At 63.8% G+C, this 20,041-nt stretch carries 16 protein-coding genes; 10 read left to right on the top strand and 6 right to left on the bottom strand.

The features are described 5' to 3' along the window. Nucleotides 1–136 precede the first annotated feature (136 nt). The 3 genes from IGW04_RS22705 to IGW04_RS22695 all read right to left on the bottom strand — a co-directional run bounded on the left by IGW04_RS22705 (nucleotide 137) and on the right by IGW04_RS22695 (nucleotide 4,660). Complete coding sequence (locus IGW04_RS22705) at nucleotides 137–2,116, bottom strand: hypothetical protein (protein ID WP_194715382.1); 1,980 nt, start codon at nucleotides 2,114–2,116, stop codon at nucleotides 137–139. Nucleotides 2,117–2,448: 332 nt separating this feature from the next. Then, nucleotides 2,449–3,585, bottom strand: a complete 1,137-nt coding sequence (locus IGW04_RS22700; protein ID WP_194715381.1) for a PilT/PilU family type 4a pilus ATPase — start codon at nucleotides 3,583–3,585, stop codon at nucleotides 2,449–2,451. Nucleotides 3,586–3,616: 31 nt separating this feature from the next. Continuing rightward, on the bottom strand, nucleotides 3,617–4,660 hold the full coding sequence (locus IGW04_RS22695) for a type IV pilus twitching motility protein PilT (protein ID WP_194715380.1): 1,044 nt from the start codon (nucleotides 4,658–4,660) through the stop codon (nucleotides 3,617–3,619). Nucleotides 4,661–4,777: 117 nt separating this feature from the next. On the opposite strand from IGW04_RS22695, the gene IGW04_RS22690 reads away from it, so the two are divergent. Both IGW04_RS22690 and proC read left to right on the top strand, forming a co-directional pair. After that, the gene (locus tag IGW04_RS22690) at nucleotides 4,778–5,476 is read left to right on the top strand and encodes a YggS family pyridoxal phosphate-dependent enzyme (RefSeq protein ID WP_194715379.1); all 699 of its coding nucleotides are present in this window, start codon (nucleotides 4,778–4,780) and stop codon (nucleotides 5,474–5,476) included. Further along, the gene (proC, locus tag IGW04_RS22685; protein ID WP_194715378.1) at nucleotides 5,466–6,290 is read left to right on the top strand and encodes a pyrroline-5-carboxylate reductase; all 825 of its coding nucleotides are present in this window, start codon (nucleotides 5,466–5,468) and stop codon (nucleotides 6,288–6,290) included. Before IGW04_RS22690 ends, proC begins: the two co-directional genes overlap by 11 nt. 256 nt (nucleotides 6,291–6,546) lie before the next feature. On the opposite strand, the gene ubiA is transcribed toward proC, so the two are convergent. Further along, on the bottom strand, nucleotides 6,547–7,404 hold the full coding sequence (ubiA, locus tag IGW04_RS22680; RefSeq protein ID WP_194715377.1) for a 4-hydroxybenzoate octaprenyltransferase: 858 nt from the start codon (nucleotides 7,402–7,404) through the stop codon (nucleotides 6,547–6,549). Nucleotides 7,405–7,561: 157 nt separating this feature from the next. On the opposite strand from ubiA, the gene ugpB reads away from it, so the two are divergent. Further along, nucleotides 7,562–8,872 carry a sn-glycerol-3-phosphate ABC transporter substrate-binding protein UgpB gene (gene ugpB, locus IGW04_RS22675; RefSeq protein ID WP_194715376.1) on the top strand — a complete coding sequence of 437 codons (1,311 nt, stop codon included), beginning with the start codon at nucleotides 7,562–7,564 and terminating at the stop codon, nucleotides 8,870–8,872. 102 nt (nucleotides 8,873–8,974) lie between these two features. Here the strand turns inward: ugpB and IGW04_RS22670 are convergent, their stop codons facing one another. Together IGW04_RS22670 and recG are read right to left on the bottom strand one after the other, a co-directional pair. Next, nucleotides 8,975–9,922 (bottom strand): hydrogen peroxide-inducible genes activator, encoded by a 948-nt coding sequence (locus IGW04_RS22670; protein WP_194715375.1) that lies wholly within the window; start codon nucleotides 9,920–9,922, stop codon nucleotides 8,975–8,977. Between the two features lie 46 nt (nucleotides 9,923–9,968). Continuing rightward, the gene (gene recG / locus IGW04_RS22665) at nucleotides 9,969–12,068 is read right to left on the bottom strand and encodes an ATP-dependent DNA helicase RecG (protein ID WP_194715374.1); all 2,100 of its coding nucleotides are present in this window, start codon (nucleotides 12,066–12,068) and stop codon (nucleotides 9,969–9,971) included. A 124-nt stretch (nucleotides 12,069–12,192) separates the two neighbouring features. On the opposite strand from recG, the gene queA reads away from it, so the two are divergent. From queA to IGW04_RS22630, 7 genes are all read left to right on the top strand, one after another. Further along, entirely contained in the window at nucleotides 12,193–13,218 is a 1,026-nt protein-coding gene (gene queA, locus IGW04_RS22660) for a tRNA preQ1(34) S-adenosylmethionine ribosyltransferase-isomerase QueA (RefSeq protein WP_194715373.1), read from the top strand. Beyond that, complete coding sequence (gene tgt, locus IGW04_RS22655) at nucleotides 13,211–14,338, top strand: tRNA guanosine(34) transglycosylase Tgt (protein WP_194715372.1); 1,128 nt, start codon at nucleotides 13,211–13,213, stop codon at nucleotides 14,336–14,338. The genes queA and tgt overlap by 8 nt, the downstream gene beginning before the upstream one ends. A gap of 204 nt (nucleotides 14,339–14,542) precedes the next feature. Further along, complete coding sequence (locus tag IGW04_RS22650) at nucleotides 14,543–15,685, top strand: ankyrin repeat domain-containing protein (RefSeq protein WP_194715371.1); 1,143 nt, start codon at nucleotides 14,543–14,545, stop codon at nucleotides 15,683–15,685. A 92-nt stretch (nucleotides 15,686–15,777) separates the two neighbouring features. Then, nucleotides 15,778–16,104, top strand: a complete 327-nt coding sequence (gene yajC, locus IGW04_RS22645; protein WP_194715370.1) for a preprotein translocase subunit YajC — start codon at nucleotides 15,778–15,780, stop codon at nucleotides 16,102–16,104. Between the two features lie 93 nt (nucleotides 16,105–16,197). Next, the gene (secD, locus tag IGW04_RS22640) at nucleotides 16,198–18,057 is read left to right on the top strand and encodes a protein translocase subunit SecD (protein ID WP_194715369.1); all 1,860 of its coding nucleotides are present in this window, start codon (nucleotides 16,198–16,200) and stop codon (nucleotides 18,055–18,057) included. A 30-nt stretch (nucleotides 18,058–18,087) separates the two neighbouring features. Continuing rightward, nucleotides 18,088–19,032, top strand: coding sequence for a protein translocase subunit SecF (secF, locus tag IGW04_RS22635; RefSeq protein ID WP_194715368.1), 945 nt, complete (start codon nucleotides 18,088–18,090; stop codon nucleotides 19,030–19,032). Between the two features lie 179 nt (nucleotides 19,033–19,211). Next, nucleotides 19,212–19,925, top strand: a complete 714-nt coding sequence (locus IGW04_RS22630; RefSeq protein ID WP_194715367.1) for a hypothetical protein — start codon at nucleotides 19,212–19,214, stop codon at nucleotides 19,923–19,925. Nucleotides 19,926–20,041 lie beyond the last annotated feature (116 nt).

Here is a 20,041-nt window from a genome sequence, read left to right as displayed (position 1 = left end):
GCGAAGGGGATGGGATGCGGCGCACCAATACGTCCAAGAGCGAAGAGCCGGACGCCATGCTTGGGCAATCGCGCCGCTATGTAACCTGCTTCTTGCCAGGGTTCACTCATGGATGGCAGCGTCTGCAAGCATCACTTCATGCACTGTTGTCATCGGAGCTTGCGTAAGAACCCGATTCGGTGCTGGCGTCACGTGACTCTTGTTTGGATGACGAGGACGTTTCACCGTCGTTGGAGTCGCCTGATGTTGCCGGGCTCGAACTGGTGCTGGAGTTTGAGCCCGAGCTTGAGCTTGTACCGGATCTGGTCCCGATCTTGTCTGAACTCGTCGATGCTTCATGATCTGCTCGTGCGCGCTGACGCAAGGCGCTGCCGTCTTTACGGCCTTTCCCGGCATCGGCTTGATCGCTTCCTTTACCTGAACGATTTTGTCCGGCGTCAGCGTACTCGTCCTCGCTGTCGCTGCCGTCGGTGCTTGCGTCAACGGCTTCGTCGCCGTCATCCGGATCCGCCGCGCAGCAGCATCCTGCGCGCATGGCGCTGAGCATGCCCTTGCTGGCGCCATACAAGGAGCGCCACATGTCCTGGAATTCAGTGCGCATTGCAAAGCCGGGCCAGGCAATCAGGAAGAACGGCGGTACGGTATGGGCGATCATGCGCTCCATCAGGCTATCGGAACTGGCAAGCGGCTGGCATAGATGTGTCGCCAGCAGGCCGGGCAGCAGGCTTGTGGTCTTGCCGAGGATGCTGCACACCGTGTCGAGCCGCTTGCCCGGCATGTCAGGATCGGTTCCTGTCGATTCCCGCTTTTTCTGGAACATCACGCCGAACTCATGGCCGATCGAGGTTGGCAAGCTGGACTTGGCATGTGCCTTCGCGTGTTGCGCCCTGACTTCGACAAGCTGTCGCCGCAGTTGCCTCGTATCGTCCACCGGCAAGTTCGTCTTGGATAATTCCTCTTCGATATCCTGGATATAAGACTTCAGATAGCGTGCCTCCAGTTCCCAGACGTGCAGGCTTTTGGTCACGACTTCCTGACCTTGCGTGGCGCCGGAGATTGCACGGCGCAATCCTTGGGCAAGCAGGGTGGTGAGTGCTCCGGAGGCCAGTCCCGCGCCGAACTGCGCCAGCAGGTCGTTGCGCATGCCCAGAGGGGAAGCGCGGTCGAAGAATGCCGGGCCCAGCACTTCATTGAGCGAATTCTTGCTGGCATACAGAAAGAAAAAGACAAAGAAGGGCAGGTCATCCGTGACGACCTTGTGCAGCCATAGCCATAGCTCCTGATTGGTGGCGAGCGCCTGCGCGGCTGTCAGCCGGGAGTACTGGCCAGTCCGCGGATCCTGCCATAGCATTTTCGCTTTGGGCGGTATATGCGCCAGGTAGCGCCATGCATCGCCGTTGGCGCGGGCGCGCGCACGCTGACGTCCGACATAGGTTTCCGATGCCGGGTTGGTCCAGCTGGTTGTGCGCACCATGGTCCAGATCGGCTCGGCCAGCGTGTGGAGCGTGCCGGCGAGCAGAACGAGGTAGGGAATCTTCAGGCCGCGCGACAGCATGGTCGCGGTGCCAAACGGAATGGCGTAGGCCACCGCGCCGGACGCCATGTTCCACAGGTATTTCGTGCAGCTGTCGCGCTGTGTCTGCTGATAGTCATTCCAGACATGCCTGAAGCGGTTCGCGAGATCGATAGTGGCAGCGCTCTTGACCCGTTCCATCAAGGTGCCCGACAGGTCGGGTTGCAACAGGCTGGCACATTGCTGCAGCCGGGTGGCAAGTTCCTTGCGCTCCTTCTGCAGCCTGGCAAGCTCGTTTGTCGATGCGCTGTCGTCGGCAGGGCGCAGGCGCATCGCAGCCAGGGCATCGGTGTTGGCCTCGTATTGCTGGCAAAGCTGCAAGATCTCCCGGTCCACGCGCGGATGGCTGCTGAGGGCGCCTGCGTTCTCGGGTCGCGGCTGGCGCTGTGTGTGGCTGCGATGGATCTGGTTGAACGACACCACGGGCGTGTCGCTCACGGTTTCCGACAGCACGCTCGAGCTGCTGGCGGAAACGATCGTGGCACCGGGCATGCGGCTTGTCCGGGGGCTGCCAGCATGATTGTCATCGTCGTTGCCATCCATCGAAATGATGGCGTGCTGTGCTGCGTCATTGCTGTTGGCTTGACTGCGGTGCGTGGCTTGCATGCTGGTCTCCCATTGCGTTCGGCTGCTGTTTTTCGGGGGAGCGAGCAGGACCGCCGTGCGCAGCCGGGCGTGAACCGGAAGGTGATGCGTGCGCGTTGGCTAGCTATGGGTCTGGATCAGACTGGACGTGGGATGGTGATGACGCCCGCTCGCAAGATGCGCAGCTTGCGGCTGCCTCGTCGACTCTTCATTGAGACAGCGCAAGCGCAACCTTGCGCCAGCGCAGGAGTCGGCTTGCTAGCGTGGGATGTGAACGGGCGTTGGGTGACTTACACGATGCCCAGATGGGCGGTGCCGGCGGACAGGTCGCGGTCCTTGGCTTCCTTGCCGTTGAGCTTGATCGACAGCCGCAGGTCATTGACCGAATCGGCATTGCGCAGCGCGTCTTCATACGAGATGCGGCCGGCTTCATACAGGTCGAACAATGCCTGGTCGAAGGTCTGCATGCCCAGCTCGCGCGACTTCTTCATGATCTCCTTGATCTCATGCACGTCGCCCTTGAAGATCAGGTCCGACACCAGCGGCGAGTTGAGCATGATCTCCACCGCGGCGCAGCGGCCCTTGGTGTCTTTCAGCGGCACCAGGCGCTGCGAGATCATGGCCTTGAGGTTCAGCGACAGGTCCATCAGCAATTGCTGGCGGCGCTCTTCGGGGAAGAAGTTGATGATGCGGTCCAGCGCCTGGTTGGCGCTGTTGGCATGCATGGTGGCCAGGCAAAGATGGCCGGTCTCGGCGAAGGCGACCGCATAGTCCATCGATTCACGGTCGCGGATCTCGCCGATCAGGATCACGTCCGGCGCCTGGCGCAGCGTGTTCTTCAGCGCGGTGCCCCAGTCGGCGGTGTCGACGCCGATCTCGCGCTGGGTCACGATGCAGTTCCTGTGCGGATGGATGTATTCGACCGGGTCTTCCACCGTGATGATGTGGCCGTAGCTGTTCTCGTTGCGGTAACCCACCATGGCCGCCAGCGTGGTGGACTTGCCGGAGCCGGTGGCGCCCACCATGATGACCAGGCCGCGCTTGGTCATTACCACGTCCTTCAGCACCTCCGGCAGCTTCAGGTCTTCCATCTTCGGAATGGCGGTGGTGATCACCCGCAGCACCATGCCGACCTTGCCCTGCTGGACGAAGGCCGAGACGCGGAAGCGCCCGAGGCTGGCCGGGCTGATCGCGAAGTTGCATTCCTTGCTGGCCTCGAATTCGGCGGCCTGCTTGTCGCTCATGATGGCGCGCGCCAGTTCCAGGGTGTGGCCGGCGCTCAGGGGCTGGTTCGACACCGGCGTCATCTTGCCGTCGATCTTGAAGGCCGGCGGGAAGTCGGCCGTGATGAAGAGGTCCGAGCCGTTCTTGCTCAGCATAAGCCGCAGCAGGTCGTGCATGAATCGGGTTGCCTGTTCGCGTTCCATCGTGCGTCCTTTGCGTGCGTAATGCCGGCGCTCAGCCGGGGAAGTTTTCCGGGGTCTTGGCGGCGGCGCGTGCGGCGGCCGACGAGATCACATTGCGCCGGACCAGGTCGGTCAAACAGCTGTCCAGCGTCTGCATGCCGAGGTTCGCACCGGTCTGTATCGCCGAATACATCTGGGCGATCTTGGCTTCGCGGATCAGGTTGCGGATGGCCGGCGTGCCCAGCATGATTTCATGCGCCGCCACGCGGCCGCTGCCGTCCTTGGTCTTCAGCAGCGTCTGGGAGATCACGGCCTGCAGGGACTCCGACAGCATGGCCCGCACCATTTCCTTTTCGTCGCCGGGGAACACATCGATGATACGGTCGATGGTCTTGGCCGCCGACGAGGTGTGCAGCGTGCCGAACACCAGATGGCCGGTTTCCGCCGCCGACAGCGCCAGCCGTATGGTTTCCAGGTCGCGCAGCTCGCCCACCAGCACCACGTCGGGATCTTCCCGCAGCGCCGAGCGCAGCGCGGCATTGAAGGAATGGGTATGGACGCCGACTTCACGCTGGTTGATCAGGCATTTGCGCGACTCGTGCACGAATTCGATCGGGTCCTCGATGGTCAGGATATGGGCATACTCGTTTTCATTGACATGGTTGACCATGGCCGCCAGCGTGGTCGACTTGCCGGAGCCTGTGGGGCCAGTGACCAGCACCAGGCCGCGCGGCTTCAAGGCCAGTTCGGCGAAGATCTTCGGCGCGTTCAGCTGCTCCAGGCTGAGGATGGTCGACGGAATCGTGCGCAGGACGGCGGCGGCGCCGCGGTCCTGGTTGTAGGCATTGACGCGGAAGCGGGCCAGGCCGGGAATGGCGAAGGAAAAGTCGATCTCCAGGTTTTCCTCGTAGGCCTTGCGCTGGCCGTCGTTCATGATGTCATAGATCATGCCGTGCACATCCTTGTGCTCCAGCGGCGGCAGGTTGATGCGCCGTACATCGCCATGCACCCGTATCATCGGCGGCAGTCCGGCCGAGAGATGGAGGTCGGAAGCCTTGTTCTTGACCGAGAAGGCGAGTAATTCGGAGATGTCCATTTATAATCCCTGGCCCGCGAAAGAGGAAAAATCAGGAAGTGGGCAGGCTGTCTGGCCCGGAGCCACCAAGGTGGAAGCGCAAGAAAACCGGAAAATGTTTCCGCAAGTCATCAAATTATGTCCCACATCACGGAAAACCTGCAAGCAGTACATGCGGCGATTGTTGCTGCGGCGAGAAATGCCGGCCGTAACCCATCGGACATCGCCCTTTTGGCCGTTTCCAAAACATTTGGCCCGGATGCGGTGCTCGAAGCGTTCAACGCCGGCCAGCGCGCCTTCGGTGAAAACTATCTGCAGGAAGCGCTCGACAAGATGGCTGCGCTGCAGGGCATGGCACCCGGCCTGGAGTGGCACTTCATCGGACCGATACAGAGCAACAAGACCCGGCCCATCGCCGAGCATTTCGACTGGGTGCATTCGGTCGACCGCCTGAAGATCGCGCAGCGCTTGTCCGAGCAGCGGCCGCAACACCTGCCGCCGTTGCAGATCTGCCTGCAGGTCAACATCAGCGGCGAAGCCAGCAAGAGCGGCATCGCGCCTGAAGACTTGCCAGCCCTGGCCCGCGCCGTGTCCGCCCTGCCGCGGCTGGCGCTGCGCGGGCTGATGGCCATACCCGAGCCGGCAGGCGATGAGGCCGCGCAGCGCGCGCCGCTGCGCGCATTGCGCCTGCTGGCCGGGCAGCTGCGCGCCGACGGGCTTGGCCTGGACACGCTGTCCATGGGCATGTCGGCCGACCTTGCCGCGGCCATTGCCGAGGGCAGCACCATGGTTCGAATCGGAACCGCCATTTTTGGAAAACGCGACTATGCAAACTAACCTGAAGATCAGTTTCATCGGCGGCGGCAACATGGCCGCCGCACTCATCGGCGGCCTGGCCGGCAAGCTGACCGACGGCGCCAATATCCATGTGGTCGACATCAATGCCGATGCGCTGGCGCGCCTGGCGCAGCAGTTCGGCGTGGCCACCTCGCAGCAGATCGATGAAGCCGTTGCGGCGAGCGACGTGATCGTGCTGGCGGTCAAGCCGCAGCAGATGCGCGACGTGGCCGCGCAGTTGCGGCCGCACCTGAAGGCGCAGCTGGTGCTGTCGATCGCCGCCGGCATCCGAGGCGTGGATCTGTCACGCTGGCTGGGCGGGCACGGCGCCATCGTGCGCACCATGCCCAACACGCCCGCGCTGATCGGCATGGGCGTCACCGGCATGGCGGCGCTGCCTGGCGTAAGCGCGGAGCAGCGCACGGCGGCCGATGCGATCATGCGCGCAGTCGGCGGCACGGTCTGGCTGGATGATGAAAGCCTAATCGACCCGGTCACCGCAGTCTCTGGCAGCGGGCCGGCCTATGTGTTCTATTTCATCGAAGCGATGCAGCAGGCGGCGCAGGAGCTGGGTCTCACGCCGGAGCAGGGCACCGAGCTGGCGATCGCCACCTTCACCGGCGCAGCGCAGCTTGCGGCCCGGTCCGGCGAGCCGGTGTCGGTGCTGCGCGAGCGGGTCACGTCCAAGGGCGGCACCACCTATGCGGCGCTCACCTCGATGGAAGCATCGGGCGTGAAGGATGCCATCGTGAAGGCGCTGCATGCGGCATCGGCAAGGGGCAGGGAACTGGGCGAGGAGTTTGGGAAGGACTGAGCTGGCGGAGAGTGCGTGGCTGCCGGCAGCGGCGAGCAGGCTGGCATGCGGGGCCTTTCGATAGCGCTGGTGGTTCTTGCTTTGATGATTGTTGGCGATTCGATGTCGATCATGCCGCCTGTCGTGCAACCGTTGGCGGCGCAATGCCCCTGCGGGGTATTGCGCCCTACGATTCTTGCGCGGCGTAGGGTGGAATACCCCGCAGGGGCATTCCACCGGATTGTCCCGGATCTCAATCCAGGCTGCGCAACGCGCCTTATCGGCGCAGCGCCAGATCCAGCGCAATCCCCGCAAACACCGCCGCGCCCAGCCAGTTGTTATGCCTGAATGCGGCGAAGCAGGGCATGCGTTCCCGTCCGCGGATCAGGAAGTAGTGATACACCGCCATGCCGGCGGCCGTCGTCATGCCGGCGATGAACCAGATGCCCAGGCCGGCGGACAGGCCGACCGCGGTCACCAGCCCGAGGCTGGCCGCGTAGCACAGCATCACCGCCAGCACGTCATATTGGCCGAAGGTGATGGCCGAGGTGCGGATGCCTATCTTCAGGTCGTCATCCCGGTCCACCATCGCGTATTCGGTGTCGTAGGCCAGCGCCCAGAAGATATTGGCCAGCAGCAGCAGCCAGGCTTGCATCGGCACCGTGTCCTGGATCGCGGCATAGGCCATCGGGATGCCGAAGCCGAAGGCGATGCCGAGATAAGCCTGGGGCAGCGCGAAGAAGCGCTTGAAGTAGGGATAGCTGGCGGCGATCGCCACCGCCGCCACCGACAGCAGCTTGGTCAGCGTATTGAGCGGCAGGATCAGCAAAAAGGCCACGACCGACAGCACGGCGGCCACCAGCAGCGCCTCCCAGCCGGCGATGCGGCCCGAGGTCAGCGGCCGTTCGGCGGTGCGCTTGACGTGCCGGTCGAAGTCGCGGTCGGCATAGTCGTTGACGGCGCAGCCGGCCGAGCGCATCAGTACCGTGCCCAGCGTGAAGATCAGCACGACGGGCCAGGGCGGATGGCCACCTGATGCCAGCCATAGCGCAGCCAGCGTCGGCCACAGCAGCAGCAGGATGCCTATCGGTTTGTCGAGCCTGACTAACCGCAGGTAGAGTTGTAGTCGTGTCATTGCTTTAAAATAAGCCGGCAATTAAAAAGCCGCGCAAAAGCGCTGATTATAATCGCCGCCAGTTGATCGATCCGGCAGGTGCAACAGGGCCGATGATGCCTGTAACCTGCCTGTCATCCACGGCGGCTACCATTCCGCAATTTCAGGAGACCCCTTCATGCCGCAACACTTCCGCGCCATTACTGTCGCCAGCGTCCTGCTGTGCGCCGCCGCATCGGCCCAGGCCGCCACCGAGATCACCTGGTGGCATTCCATGACCGGCGCGCTCGGCGAGCGCGTCGCCGGACTGGCCGACCAGTTCAACAAGAGCCAGTCCAACTACAAGGTCAATGCGGTCTACAAGGGCGCCTACGACGAATCGATGTCGGCCGCCATCGCCGCCTACCGTGCCGGCAATGCGCCCAACATCCTGCAGGTGTTCGAGGTGGGCACCGCCACCATGATGTATGCAAAGGGCGCGGTCGTGCCGGTGTCGCAGGTGATGAAGCAGGCCGGCGAAAAGTTCGACACCTCCGGCTATGTGCCGGCGGTTGCGGGTTATTACACCGCGCCCAACGGCGAGATGCTGTCCTTCCCGTTCAACAGCTCGACCACGGTCTTCTACTACAACAAGGACATGTTCGCCAAGGCCGGACTGGACCCGGAGAAGGCGCCGGTCACCTGGCAGGAAGTGGTGTCGGCCGCGGCCAAGCTGAAGGCCAGCGGCGAGCGCTGCGCCTATACCACCGGCTGGCAGGCATGGGTGCACCTGGAAAGCTTCTCGGCCTGGCATAACGTCGAATACGCGAGCAAGAACAATGGCTTCGGCGGCCTGGATGCGCGCCTGAAGTTCAACAGCCCGCTGCATGTGAAGCACATCACCAACCTCGCCAACTGGGCCAAGCAGGGCTACTTCACCTACGGCGGCCGCAAGAACGAGCCGGAAGCCAAGTTCTATTCCGGCGAATGCGCGATGCTGACCTCATCCAGCGGCGCTTACGCCAACATTTCCAAGAACGCCAAGTTCAAGTATGCGGTGGCGCCGCTGCCGTACTACAACGATGTGCCCGGCGCGCCGCAGAACACGGTGATCGGCGGCGCTTCGCTGTGGGTCATGGCCGGCAAGAAACCCGACGAGATCAAGGCGACCGCGCAGTTCCTGAAGTTCCTGGCGCAGCCGGAGATCCAGGCCAAGTGGCATCAGGAAACCGGCTATCTGCCCATCACCAAGGCGGCCTACGACCTGACCCGCCAGTCCGGCTTCTATGACAAGAATCCAGGCACGGATGTCGCGGTCAAGCAGATGATCGTCAAGACCACCGACAAGTCGCGCGGCATCCGCCTGGGCAATGCAACCCAGATCCGCACCGTGGTGGACGAGGAACTGGAAAACGTCTGGGCCGGCAAGAAGACGCCGCAGGAAGCGCTGGACGCAGCGGTCAAGCGCGGCGACGAACTGCTGGTGCGCTTCGAGCGCGCCAACAAGTAAGGACGGCGGGCGGCTGGAAATGCGCCCGTGCTGAAGTCAAAAAGGCCGGCGCATCATGCGCCGGCCTTTTCATTTGTTCATGCTTGCCGGTGCGCCGCGTCTTTACGCTTCCTCGACGCCGGCATCGGCCAGCAGGTCCACGCCGTGCAGGTCGCAGGCCATCACCGCCTGCCGCACCGCCTCGATCGCCGGGCGCCGGGTAAAGCTCTTGCGCCAGGCGATCACCACGCGGCGGGTTGGCACCGGATCCTCGAACGGCACGTAGCGCAGCAGGCCGTCCTGCGCCTGCATGTCCGGCACCGAGGCCTTGGGCAGCACGGTGATGCCGATGCCGGACGCCACCATGTGGCGTATGGTTTCCAGCGACGAGCCTTCGAAGGTGCGGGCAATGCCGTCGCCGGTGGTGGAAAAGCGCGCCATCTCCGGACAGACCTCCAGCACCTGGTCGCGGAAGCAGTGGCCATTGCCCAGCAGGAGCATGGTCTCGTTCTTCAGGTCGGCGGAGCTGATCCTTTCCCGCTTCGACCAGGGGTGGCTGCTGGGCATCGCCACCACGAAGGGCTCGTCATATAGCGGCTGCACCAGCAGGCCCTGCTGCGGGAAGGGCTGGGCCATGATGGCGGCGTCGAGTTCGCCCTGGCGCAGCATTTCCACCAGCTTGACGGTGAAGTTCTCCTGCAGCACCAGCGGCATCTGCGGCACGCGCTCGATCATGTTGCGCACCAGCTGCGGCAGCAAGTACGGCGCCACGGTATAGATCACGCCGAGACGCAACTGGCCGGTCAGCGGGTCCTTGTTCTGCTTGGCGATTTCCCGGATCGCGGCCGTCTGCTCCAGCACCCGTTCGGCCTGCGCGACAATTTGCGAACCCAGGGGCGTCATCGAGATCTCCGAGCCGCCACGTTCGAAAATCGGCACGCCCAGTTCGTCTTCCAGCTTCTTGATGGCGACCGAGAGGGTGGGCTGCGCGACGAAACAGGCTTCCGCCGCATGGCCAAAATGTTTTTCGCGGGCAACCGCGACAATGTATTTCAGTTCAGTGAGCGTCATAGCCAATATATTCGCACATACGATCGTTGATCGTATTCTTATATCGTCACACCTTCAGGTAATCCTCTTTCGATCCCAGCCAGCGCGCCAGATGGTCCGCCACCGTGGCCGGATCGTCGCGCAGCAGGCGCTGGGCCAGGTCGCGCGCCTCTTCCACCAGCCATTGGTCGGTTTCCAGGTCGGCGAAGCGCAGCAGCGCCTGGCCGGACTGGCGTGCGCCCAGGAATTCGCCGGGGCCGCGGATTTCCAGGTCGCGCCGGGCGATCTCGAAGCCGTCGGTGGTCTCGCGCATCGTGCCCAGGCGCTGGCGCGCCACCGGCCCGAGCGGGCTCTGGTACAGCAGCACGCAGACGCTGGCGGCCGAGCCGCGTCCGACCCGGCCGCGCAGCTGGTGCAGCTGCGACAGGCCGAAACGCTCGGCATGCTCGATCACCATCAGCGAGGCATTCGGCACGTCGACGCCGACCTCGATCACGGTAGTGGCCACCAGCACATGGGTCTCGGCCTGGATGAAGGAGTCCATCACCGCCTGCTTTTCCGCCGGCTTCATGCGGCCATGCACCAGGCCGACCCGCAGGTCTGGCAGGGCTTCGGCCAGCGTCGCGTGGGTGTCGGTGGCGGTCTGCAGCTGCAGCGCCTCGGACTCCTCGATCAGCGGGCACACCCAGTAAACCTGGCGGCCTTCCAGCGCGGCGGCGTGGACCCTGGCAATCACTTCCTCGCGCCGGTTCTGGTCGATTACCCGGGTCACGATGGGCGTGCGGCCGGGCGGCAGTTCATCGATCACCGACACTTCCAGGTCGGCGTAATAGGTCATGGCCAGCGTGCGCGGTATCGGCGTGGCCGACATCATCAGCTGGTGCGGCACGGTCGCTTCCCCGGGATGGTCGTCGCGGCCCTTGTTGCGCAGCGCCAGCCGCTGGCCGACGCCGAAGCGATGCTGCTCGTCCACAATGACCAGACCGAGCTTCTGGAACTGCACCGCTTCCTGGATCAGCGCATGCGTGCCGATCACCAGCTGCGCCTCGCCGGATTCCACCAGCGTCTGCGCCTGCTGCTTTTCCTTCTTCTTCAGGCTGCCGGTCAGCCAGGCCACCGTCACGCCCAGCGGCTCCATCCAGGCCGCGATCTTGCGGAAATGCTGCTCGGCCAGGATCTCGGTGGGCGCCATCAGCGCCGCCTGGAAGCCGCTGTCGATCGCCTGCGCCGCCGCCAGCGCCGCCACCACGGTCTTGCCGCTGCCGACATCGCCCTGCAGCAGCCGCTGCATCGGATAGGAAGCGACGAGGTCGGCGCGGATGTCGGCCAGCACCCGTTGCTGGGCGCCGGTCAGCTTGAACGGCAGCGCGGCCAGAAAGGCTCCGGACAGCGTGCCGACCACGGTCAGGGGCGCCGCGCCCTTGGCCCGGCGCGCGTCCTGCGCCCGCTTCAGCGACAGCTGCTGGGCCAGCAGCTCGTCGAATTTCATGCGCACCCAGGCCGGGTGGGAGCGGTCTTCCAGCGCGCTTTCATCGATCTCGGCGGGCGGATTGTGCAGCAGGCGCACCGCTTCTTCGAACGGCATAAGCCGGTGCGCTTCCAGCAGGGCTGGCGGCAGCGTGTCATGCCAGTCCAGCCGTGCCATCGCTTCGGCGATCGCACGGCGCAGCGCGGCCTGCGACACGCCCTCGCCGGACGGATAGACCGGCGTCAGCGCGCTGGGCAGCGGCGCGCCCTCGGTCACGACCTTGTAGGCCGGGTGGACCATTTCCGGGCCGAAGAAGCCGTGCCGCACCTCGCCGCGTGCCCGGATCCGGTTGCCCTCGGCGAACTGCCTGGTCTGGCTGCCGTAAAAGTTCAGGAAGCGCATCACCAGCGGACCGGAGGCGTCTTCCATCGTCACCACCAGCTGCCGGCGCGGCCGGTACTGCACCTCGCAGGAGGTGACCACGCCTTCGACCTGGGCCGGGCTGCCGCTCATGAAGCCGGCCTGGCGAATTTCGACGATCTCGGTTTCGTCCTCGTAGCGCATCGGCAGGTGCAGCACCAGGTCCATGTCGGTGCGCAGGCCGAGGCGGGCGAGCTTGTCCTCCAGCCGCTTGGGAGCGGCCTTGGTCGTCTTCGCTGGCTTGGCGGTCTTGGCTGGGGCTGGACTTGTCGCGGACATTTGATAGGAACTGCGCGGTACAGCGTAAAATAGCGGGTTTTCGCGATGGTTACGCCATTGCCGCCTGATTTACAAACCTGTAACCATAGCAGTTCCAGGCCTGCTCCGATACCCACCGCACCGCATGTACGCACTCTCCGACTACGATTTCGACCTGCCGCCCGAACTGGTGGCGCAATCGCCCCTTGCCGAGCGCAGCGCATCGCGCCTGCTCCATGTGGAGCAGCACGCCTTCGCCGACCGCGCCTTCACCGACATCGTCGACCTGCTGTCGCCGGGCGACCTGCTGGTGTTCAACAATACCCGGGTGCTGAAGGCCCGCTTCCTTGGCGTCAAGGAAACCGGCGGCAAGGTCGAGGCGCTGGTGGAGCGGGTGCTGGATGCGCGCACCGTCCATGCCCAGCTGCGCGCATCCAAGTCGCCGCCGCCGGGCACCCGCATCCGCCTGGCCGACGCCTTCGACGTGGTGGTCGGCGAGCGCGCCGGCGAGTTCTTCACGCTGACCTTCCCCGACGACGTGTTCGAGCTGATCGAAGCCCATGGCCGGCTGCCGCTGCCGCCCTACATCGAGCATGCCGCCGACGCCCATGACGAGGAGCGTTACCAGACCGTCTATGCCAAGGAGCCGGGCGCGGTCGCCGCGCCTACCGCCGGCCTGCATTTCGACGCGCCGCTGCTGCAGCGCCTGCAGCAGCGCGGCGTGCGCATGGCCTATATCACGCTGCATGTGGGCGCCGGCACTTTCCAGCCGGTGCGGGTGGAAAACCTGGCCGAGCACCAGATGCACAGCGAGTGGTACACCATTTCCCAGGACACGGTGGACGCGGTGGCCGAAACCCGTGCCGCCGGCCGCAGCGTGGTCGCGGTCGGCACCACCAGCCTGCGCGCGCTGGAATCGGCGTCCCAGGGCGGCCAACTGCTTGCCGGCAGCGCCGACACCAGGCTCTTCATCACGCCCGGCTACCGCTTCCACACCGTGAACCGGTTGATCACCAATTTCCACCTGCCCAAGTCGACGCTGCTGATGCTGGTGTCGGCCTTCGCCGGCTACGACACCATGCGCGCGGCCTACCGCCATGCGATTCAGCAGCGCTACCGCTTTTTCAGCTATGGCGACGCCATGCTACTGACCTGCTCCAACAATGCTTAATTTCAAACTGAAGAAGACCGACGGCAACGCCCGCCGCGGCAGCATCACCCTGAACCACGGCGAGGTCGAAACCCCGATCTTCATGCCGGTGGGCACCTATGGCACCGTGAAGGCGATGTCGCCGCTGGAGTTGAAGGAAATCGGCGCCCAGATCATCCTGGGCAACACCTTCCACCTGTGGCTGCGCCCCGGCACCGGCATCCTCGACAAGTTCGGCGGCCTGCACCGCTTCATGGGCTGGGACAAGCCCATCCTGACCGACTCCGGCGGCTTCCAGGTGTTCTCGCTGGGCGCGATGCGCAAGATCACGGAGGAGGGCGTGAAGTTCGCCTCGCCCATCAACGGGGACAAGCTGTTCCTGTCGCCCGAGATCTCTATGCAGATCCAGCGTTCGCTCAACTCCGACATCGTGATGCAGTTCGACGAATGCACGCCGTATGAAATCAACGGCCGCGCCGCCACGGTGGACGAGGCTGCGAAGTCGATGCGCATGTCGCTGCGCTGGGCGCAGCGTTCGCGCAATGAATTCAATGCCGGCGACAACCCGAATGCGCTGTTCGGCATCGTCCAGGGCGGCATGTACGAGGCGCTGCGCGATGAATCCCTGGCCGGCCTGAACGACATCGGATTCGACGGCATCGCCATCGGCGGCCTGTCGGTGGGCGAACCCAAGGAAGACATGATGCGGGTGCTGGAGCACATCGGCCCGCGCCTGCCGGCCGACAGGCCGCATTACCTGATGGGCGTGGGCACGCCGGAAGACCTGGTGGAAGGCGTCAACAACGGCGTCGACATGTTCGACTGCGTGATGCCGACCCGCAATGCCCGCAACGGCTGGCTGTTCACCCGCTTCGGCGACATCAAGATCAAGAACGCCCGCTACAAGGATGAGGACCGGCCGCTGGATGAAACCTGCGGCTGCCATGCCTGCCGCAACTTTTCCCGCGCCTATCTGCATCATTTGCACCGTGCCGGCGAGATCCTGGGCGCGCGGCTGAACACCATCCACAACCTGCATTACTACCTGGACCTGATGCGCCAGGCGCGCGAGGCAATCGATGCCGGCGCCTTCCAGGCGTTCCGGATCCGCTTCCATCAGGAACGCTCGCGCGGCGCCTGACTTGCGGTAGCGCAGAGCATGGCGACGGGCTGCATGGCGCAGCGCGTGCCGATGGAACAGGCACGCGCTGGCTTTTCCTCAGGATGGAAATCAACCGCGCAGGCCTGACCCAGGCAGCGCAGCGTTGTCTTGTTCTGACTTCCCTGCCGCGGCGTCTCTGGCAGCGGGAGATGACCTGCCACGACCCGCTGAAGGAGTTCCACGATGAATGCGCTATCCGATGACGACGTGCCGGCTCTCTGGCTGCAATTGCAGGAGAGGCATCCCGGCTGGTTGGAACCATCCTTTACGCACCTGGAAGTTGCGCTGGCGCCGCGCATTGCCGCCGTGCCCGCCACGCAGGAGAACGGCGCGGGCAACCGGCTCATGCCGCAGCGGGGCGGGAACTGGCATCAGCTTGATCCGACGGCATTTTCGCAGCCTTCTTACAGAGCGCCGCAGAAAACGATCGACGAAGAAATGCGGCGGCAATGCTTCGACTGGAAAAAAGATGCCGGCCTGACCACCACACCCAACCGTACCGGCAGGGCAGAAACCCGTCCGGAAGAGGAATGCGCCACCAGCGCGCCGGAAGGCGCGGCGGCGCTGCTTGCCGCCTGCATTCGTGGCGACCAGCAGGCCGTGCGGGCACTGCTTTGGGAAGGCGAAGAGGTCAACGTGCGCGATCACCATGGCCTGACCGCGCTGGACCATGCGCTCGATCACAAGCAGTTCATCATCGCCGAGATCCTGGCCGCCGCCGGCGCGGTGTGGACCCGGCCACGCAACGATGTCACGGCGATGCTGATTCCCGCAGTCAGCGCCAACCTGCCCAACCTGTTGCGCTACGCGCTGGACGCCGGCGCCGACATCACGGTGACCGACCGCGACGGCCGCATGCCCCTGCACCATGCGGTGCTCGGCATGCGCCACGCATTTCTGCCTTGCCTGGCAAACCTGCGCACAGCGGCGCATGCGGATGCGTTGGGCAACACGCCGCTGCACCTGGCCGTCCTCGCTGGCAACGAGCCCGCGCTGAAGGCGCTCCTGGTTTGGCGGGCGGCGTTAAATGCACGGAATCAGGACGGCAGCACCGCGCTTTCCTGCGCCTGTGCGCTTCCGTACGTCAATTCCGTCATGCTGTTCATGCGCGCCGGCGCCGACATCACCCTGGAAAACCGTTTCGGCCAGCACCCGCTGCATGTCGCCTGCCTGCATGGTCAGGCGGAGATCGTGCGCATGCTGCTGGCCCATGGCGCCGATCCGCATGGTCGCACTGGCGATGGCGAGACGGCGCTGGGCATTGCGCAACGGATGAATATTCCCGCCATCGTCAGTGCACTGATGCTTGCCGGCGCGACAAATTGAACACGGCGCCGGCACTGCCGGGCGGCGCGGAAAACCGGGTAAGCGGTGCTAAAATGCCGGGTCTTTCAAAACTACAAGGTGGAGCAGTACACATGTTGATATCGAATGCATACGCCCAGGCGGCTGGTGCGGGCGGACTGGAAAGCAGCCTGACCAGCTTCCTGCCCATCATCCTGATGTTCGTGGTCCTGTATTTCCTGATGATCCGTCCGCAAATGAAGCGGCAGAAGGAACAGCGGACCATGATGGACGCGCTGGCCAAGGGTGACGAGGTAGTTACCGTGGGCGGCATGCTGGGTCGCGTCACCAAGGTGGCCGATGCCTATGTCACGCTCGACATCGCCAACGGCACCGAGGTGGTGGTACAGAAAGCCGCCGTTGCCACCCTGCTGCCCAAGGGCACCATCAAGGCGCTTTAATACCGACCCGGTACGAGCGGCGCAGCGGGGCGCAGCCAGTGTCCCGCAGCGGCCTCCCCAGGGCCGCGATCCTCTTCTGAATGCTCCCATGCCATGAACCGCTATCCCCTCTGGAAATACATCATCATCGTCATCGCGCTGCTGTTCGGCGTGATCTATACGCTGCCCAATTTCTTTGGCGAGTCGCCGGCGCTGCAGGTAAGCAGCGCCAAGGCCACGGTCAAGGTGGACAACAGCGTCACCGGCCTGGTGGAAGGCGCATTGCAGAAGGCGGGCCTGCCGGCCCAGGGCATCGTCTACGAAAACATCGGCACCCAGGGTTCGGTGCGGGTGCGCTTCAATGACACCGACACCCAATTCAAGGCCAAGGGCATCCTCGAAAAAGCGCTGAACCGCGACCCGGCCGACCCGACCTATCTGGTTGCGTTCAACCTGCTGCCGAACACCCCGCGCTGGCTGCAAAGCCTGCACGCCTTCCCGATGTACCTGGGCCTGGACCTGCGCGGCGGCGTGCATTTCCTGATGCAGGTCGACACGAAGGCAGTAATGAACAAGCGGCTGCAGGGTCTGCAGACCAGCGTGCGCAGCATCCTGGTGGACAAGAAGATCCGCTACGCCGGCATCGGCCGCAGCGGCGACAGCGTCGAAGTGCGCTTCCGCGACGAAGCCACCCGCAATGCCGCGCGCGAAGCGCTGGCCTCGCAGCTGTCGGAACTGGTGCTGGCCGATGCCGGCAGCGGCGCCGAGCTGTCGCTGGTGGCCAGCCTGCGTCCCGAGGCACTGAAGAACACGGTGGAAGACGCGGTGCAGCAGAACATCACCACGCTATCCAAGCGCGTCAACGAGCTCGGCGTAGCCGAGCCGCTGATCCAGCGCCAGGGCGCGGACCGCATCGTGGTGCAGCTGCCGGGCGTGCAGGACGTGTCGCGCGCCAAGGACATCATCGGCCGCACCGCCACGCTGGAAGTGCGCTTCGTCGACGAGTCGGTCACCCGCGGCACGGAGGAAACCGCCGCCATTCCATTCGGCTCCGAGCTGTTCAAGGTCGGCCGCGGCGCGCCCGTGGTGCTGTACAAGGACCCGATCATCACCGGCGACTACATTTCCAATGCCTCCGCCAGCTTCGACCAGAACCAGCAGCCCGCGGTCGGCATCGACCTGAACGGCGACGGCGGCCGCCGCATGCGCGAAGCCACCCGCAACAAGATCGGCAAGCTGATGGCCATCGTGCTGTTTGAAAAGAACCGTGGCGAAGTGCTGACCGTGGCCACCATCCGCGACGAGCTGGGCGCGCGCTTCCAGATCACCGGCATGGGCTCTTCCGAGGCATCCAATGACCTGGCGCTGCTGCTGCGCGCCGGCTCGCTGGCCGCGCCGATGGAAATCATCGAGGAACGCACCATCGGCCCGCAGCTCGGCGCCGAGAACATCGCCAAGGGCTTCAACTCCACGCTCTACGGCTTCGCCGCCATCGCCGTCTTCATGGTCATCTACTACATGCTGTTCGGCTTCTTCAGCGTGTTCGCGCTGGCGACCAACCTGCTGCTGCTGATCTCCATCCTGTCGCTGCTGCAGGCCACGCTGACCTTGCCCGGCATCGCGGCAATTGCCTTCACGCTGGGCATGGCGATCGACGCCAACGTGCTGATCAACGAGCGCATCCGCGAGGAATTGAGGAACGGCGCGTCGCCGCATTCGGCGATTGCCACCGGCTTCGACCGCGCCTGGGCCACGATTCTCGACTCCAACGTCACCACGCTGATCGCCGGCCTGGCGCTCTTGATCTTCGGCTCCGGCCCGATCCGCGGCTTCGCCGTGGTGCACTGCCTGGGCATTGCCACCTCGATCTTCTCGTCGGTGTTCATTTCTCGCGGCATCGCCAACCTGTGGTACGGCCGCAAGAAGAAGCTCACCAGCATATCGATCGGCCAGATCTGGAAGCCCGGCACCTGAGCCCGGCCCCTACCGACATCAGAGGATTCCATGGAACTTTTCCGCATCAAGAAAGATATTCCCTTCATGCGCCACGCGTTGATCTTCAACGTGATCTCGGCGCTGACCTTCGTCGCCGCGGTGTTCTTCCTGTTTCACAAGGGACTGCACCTGTCGATCGAATTCACCGGCGGCACCGTGATGGAGGTGGCTTATCCGCAGAGCGCCAATATCGAGGGGATCAGGCAGAACGTGGTCGGCATGGGCTTTACCGACAGCCAGGTGCAGAGCTTCGGCACTGCCCATGACGTGCTGATCCGCCTGCCGACGCAAAAGGGCCTGAACTCCACCCAGGTCAGCGAAAAGGTGCTGGGCGGCCTGAAGGCGCAGGACCCGACGGTGGAACTGCGCCGGGTTGAATTCGTGGGTCCGCAGGTGGGCGAGGAACTGACGCACGACGGCCTGATGGCGCTGGGCATGGTGGTGCTGGGCATCATGGTCTACCTGGCCTTCCGCTTCGAATGGAAGTTCGCGGTGGCGGCCATCATCGCCAACCTGCATGACGTCGTGATCATCCTCGGCTTCTTCGCCTTCTTCCAGTGGGAGTTCTCGCTGACCGTGCTGGCCGCGGTGCTGGCGGTGCTGGGCTATTCGGTCAACGAGTCGGTGGTGGTGTTCGACCGTGTCCGCGAAACCTTCCGTGACCGCCGCTATGGCAAGCTGGCCACGGCCGACGTGATGAACCATGCCATCACCAGCACGATATCGCGCACCATCATCACCCACGGCTCGACCGAGGTGATGGTGCTGTCGATGCTGCTGTTCGGCGGACCGACGCTGCACTACTTCGCCATTGCGCTGACCATCGGCATTCTGTTCGGCATTTACTCGTCGGTATTCGTCGCGGCTGCGGTTGCGATGTGGCTGGGCGTCAAGCGCGAAGACCTGCTGAAGCCGGCAAAGGAAAAGGACACCACCGGCGGCGCGGTGGTCTGATCCACGCATGATGCAGCAAGCACGGGCCGCAACGGCCCGTGCCGGCCGGGCCGCCAGGCTTGGCAAGTCAGCACGCCAGGCGTCCCATTGCGCCAGTGAATTCTTCCCCTGCAAGTGTTACGAAGGCCGACATCGTCCCTGAGACGTCGTCTTGCACAACACTAACCTGGAGGACATTCATGGCGGAATCAAGCGCGGAATCATCGGGCGGGTCGAGGCAATATAGCAGCTATGGCAGCAGTCGAAGTAGCAGTCCGCGCGAGCTGAACGACTTTTCAGTTGAGGAAGAATTATCTTCTGCCAAATCAGATGTCCCGGAAAAAAAGGCGCTTGGTTCTGATGCGCCCAAGTTAAAAACCAAAAGCACAATCAACAATGCCGATACGAATCCTGGTTTTTTCAGGACAGGGTCTGGCAAAAAACCGGGCATGGGCTCTGGCGCAACGGGAACCTCGAATAGGCAATTAAGCGCAACGATCATTGAAAGCGCCAGCAGCCCGGCGCCCAGTCCGCGTAATTCCAGCATCTCCAGTAAAAAAAAGCTGGAGACGGGCAATGACAACGACGCCCGCTCCCTCCTGATCGCTAAGGACACGCGGGAAGGCTCGGAAGGGCGCACTACCGGCAAAACGTCTGCGCTTCTCAAAAGGAAAGAGACTGCGAAGGCCAGGACAACGTCAAACATCAAAACCACAGGAACAACGACTACCACCACCACAACAACGACGACGACAACGACCACTACAACAACCGCCACCACGGTGCCTGTTTACAAGGCATCGAGTTCGAGCAGCGAAGAAGTGGCGTCGGCGTCAAGCCAGGAGAAAAAGCGCACGTCTAGCGCCAGCACAAGGGAGAAACGCCGCTCCTACATCGCTTTAAGGCAATGCTGAATAAGTAAACGGATTGAGGACGTAAAACGTTGTAAGGACCGATAACAACAAGCATGGCGATGAATAATGAAACAGCAGACTCTGGCGATGGCGGCAGACCAAGGTTTTGAGCGGCA

Origin of the sequence: Noviherbaspirillum soli (assembly GCF_015352955.1) — a bacterium.
Taxonomy (GTDB): Bacteria; Pseudomonadota; Gammaproteobacteria; order Burkholderiales; family Burkholderiaceae_D; genus Noviherbaspirillum_A; species Noviherbaspirillum_A soli.
This window is presented reverse-complemented; position numbering and strand designations above follow the sequence as displayed.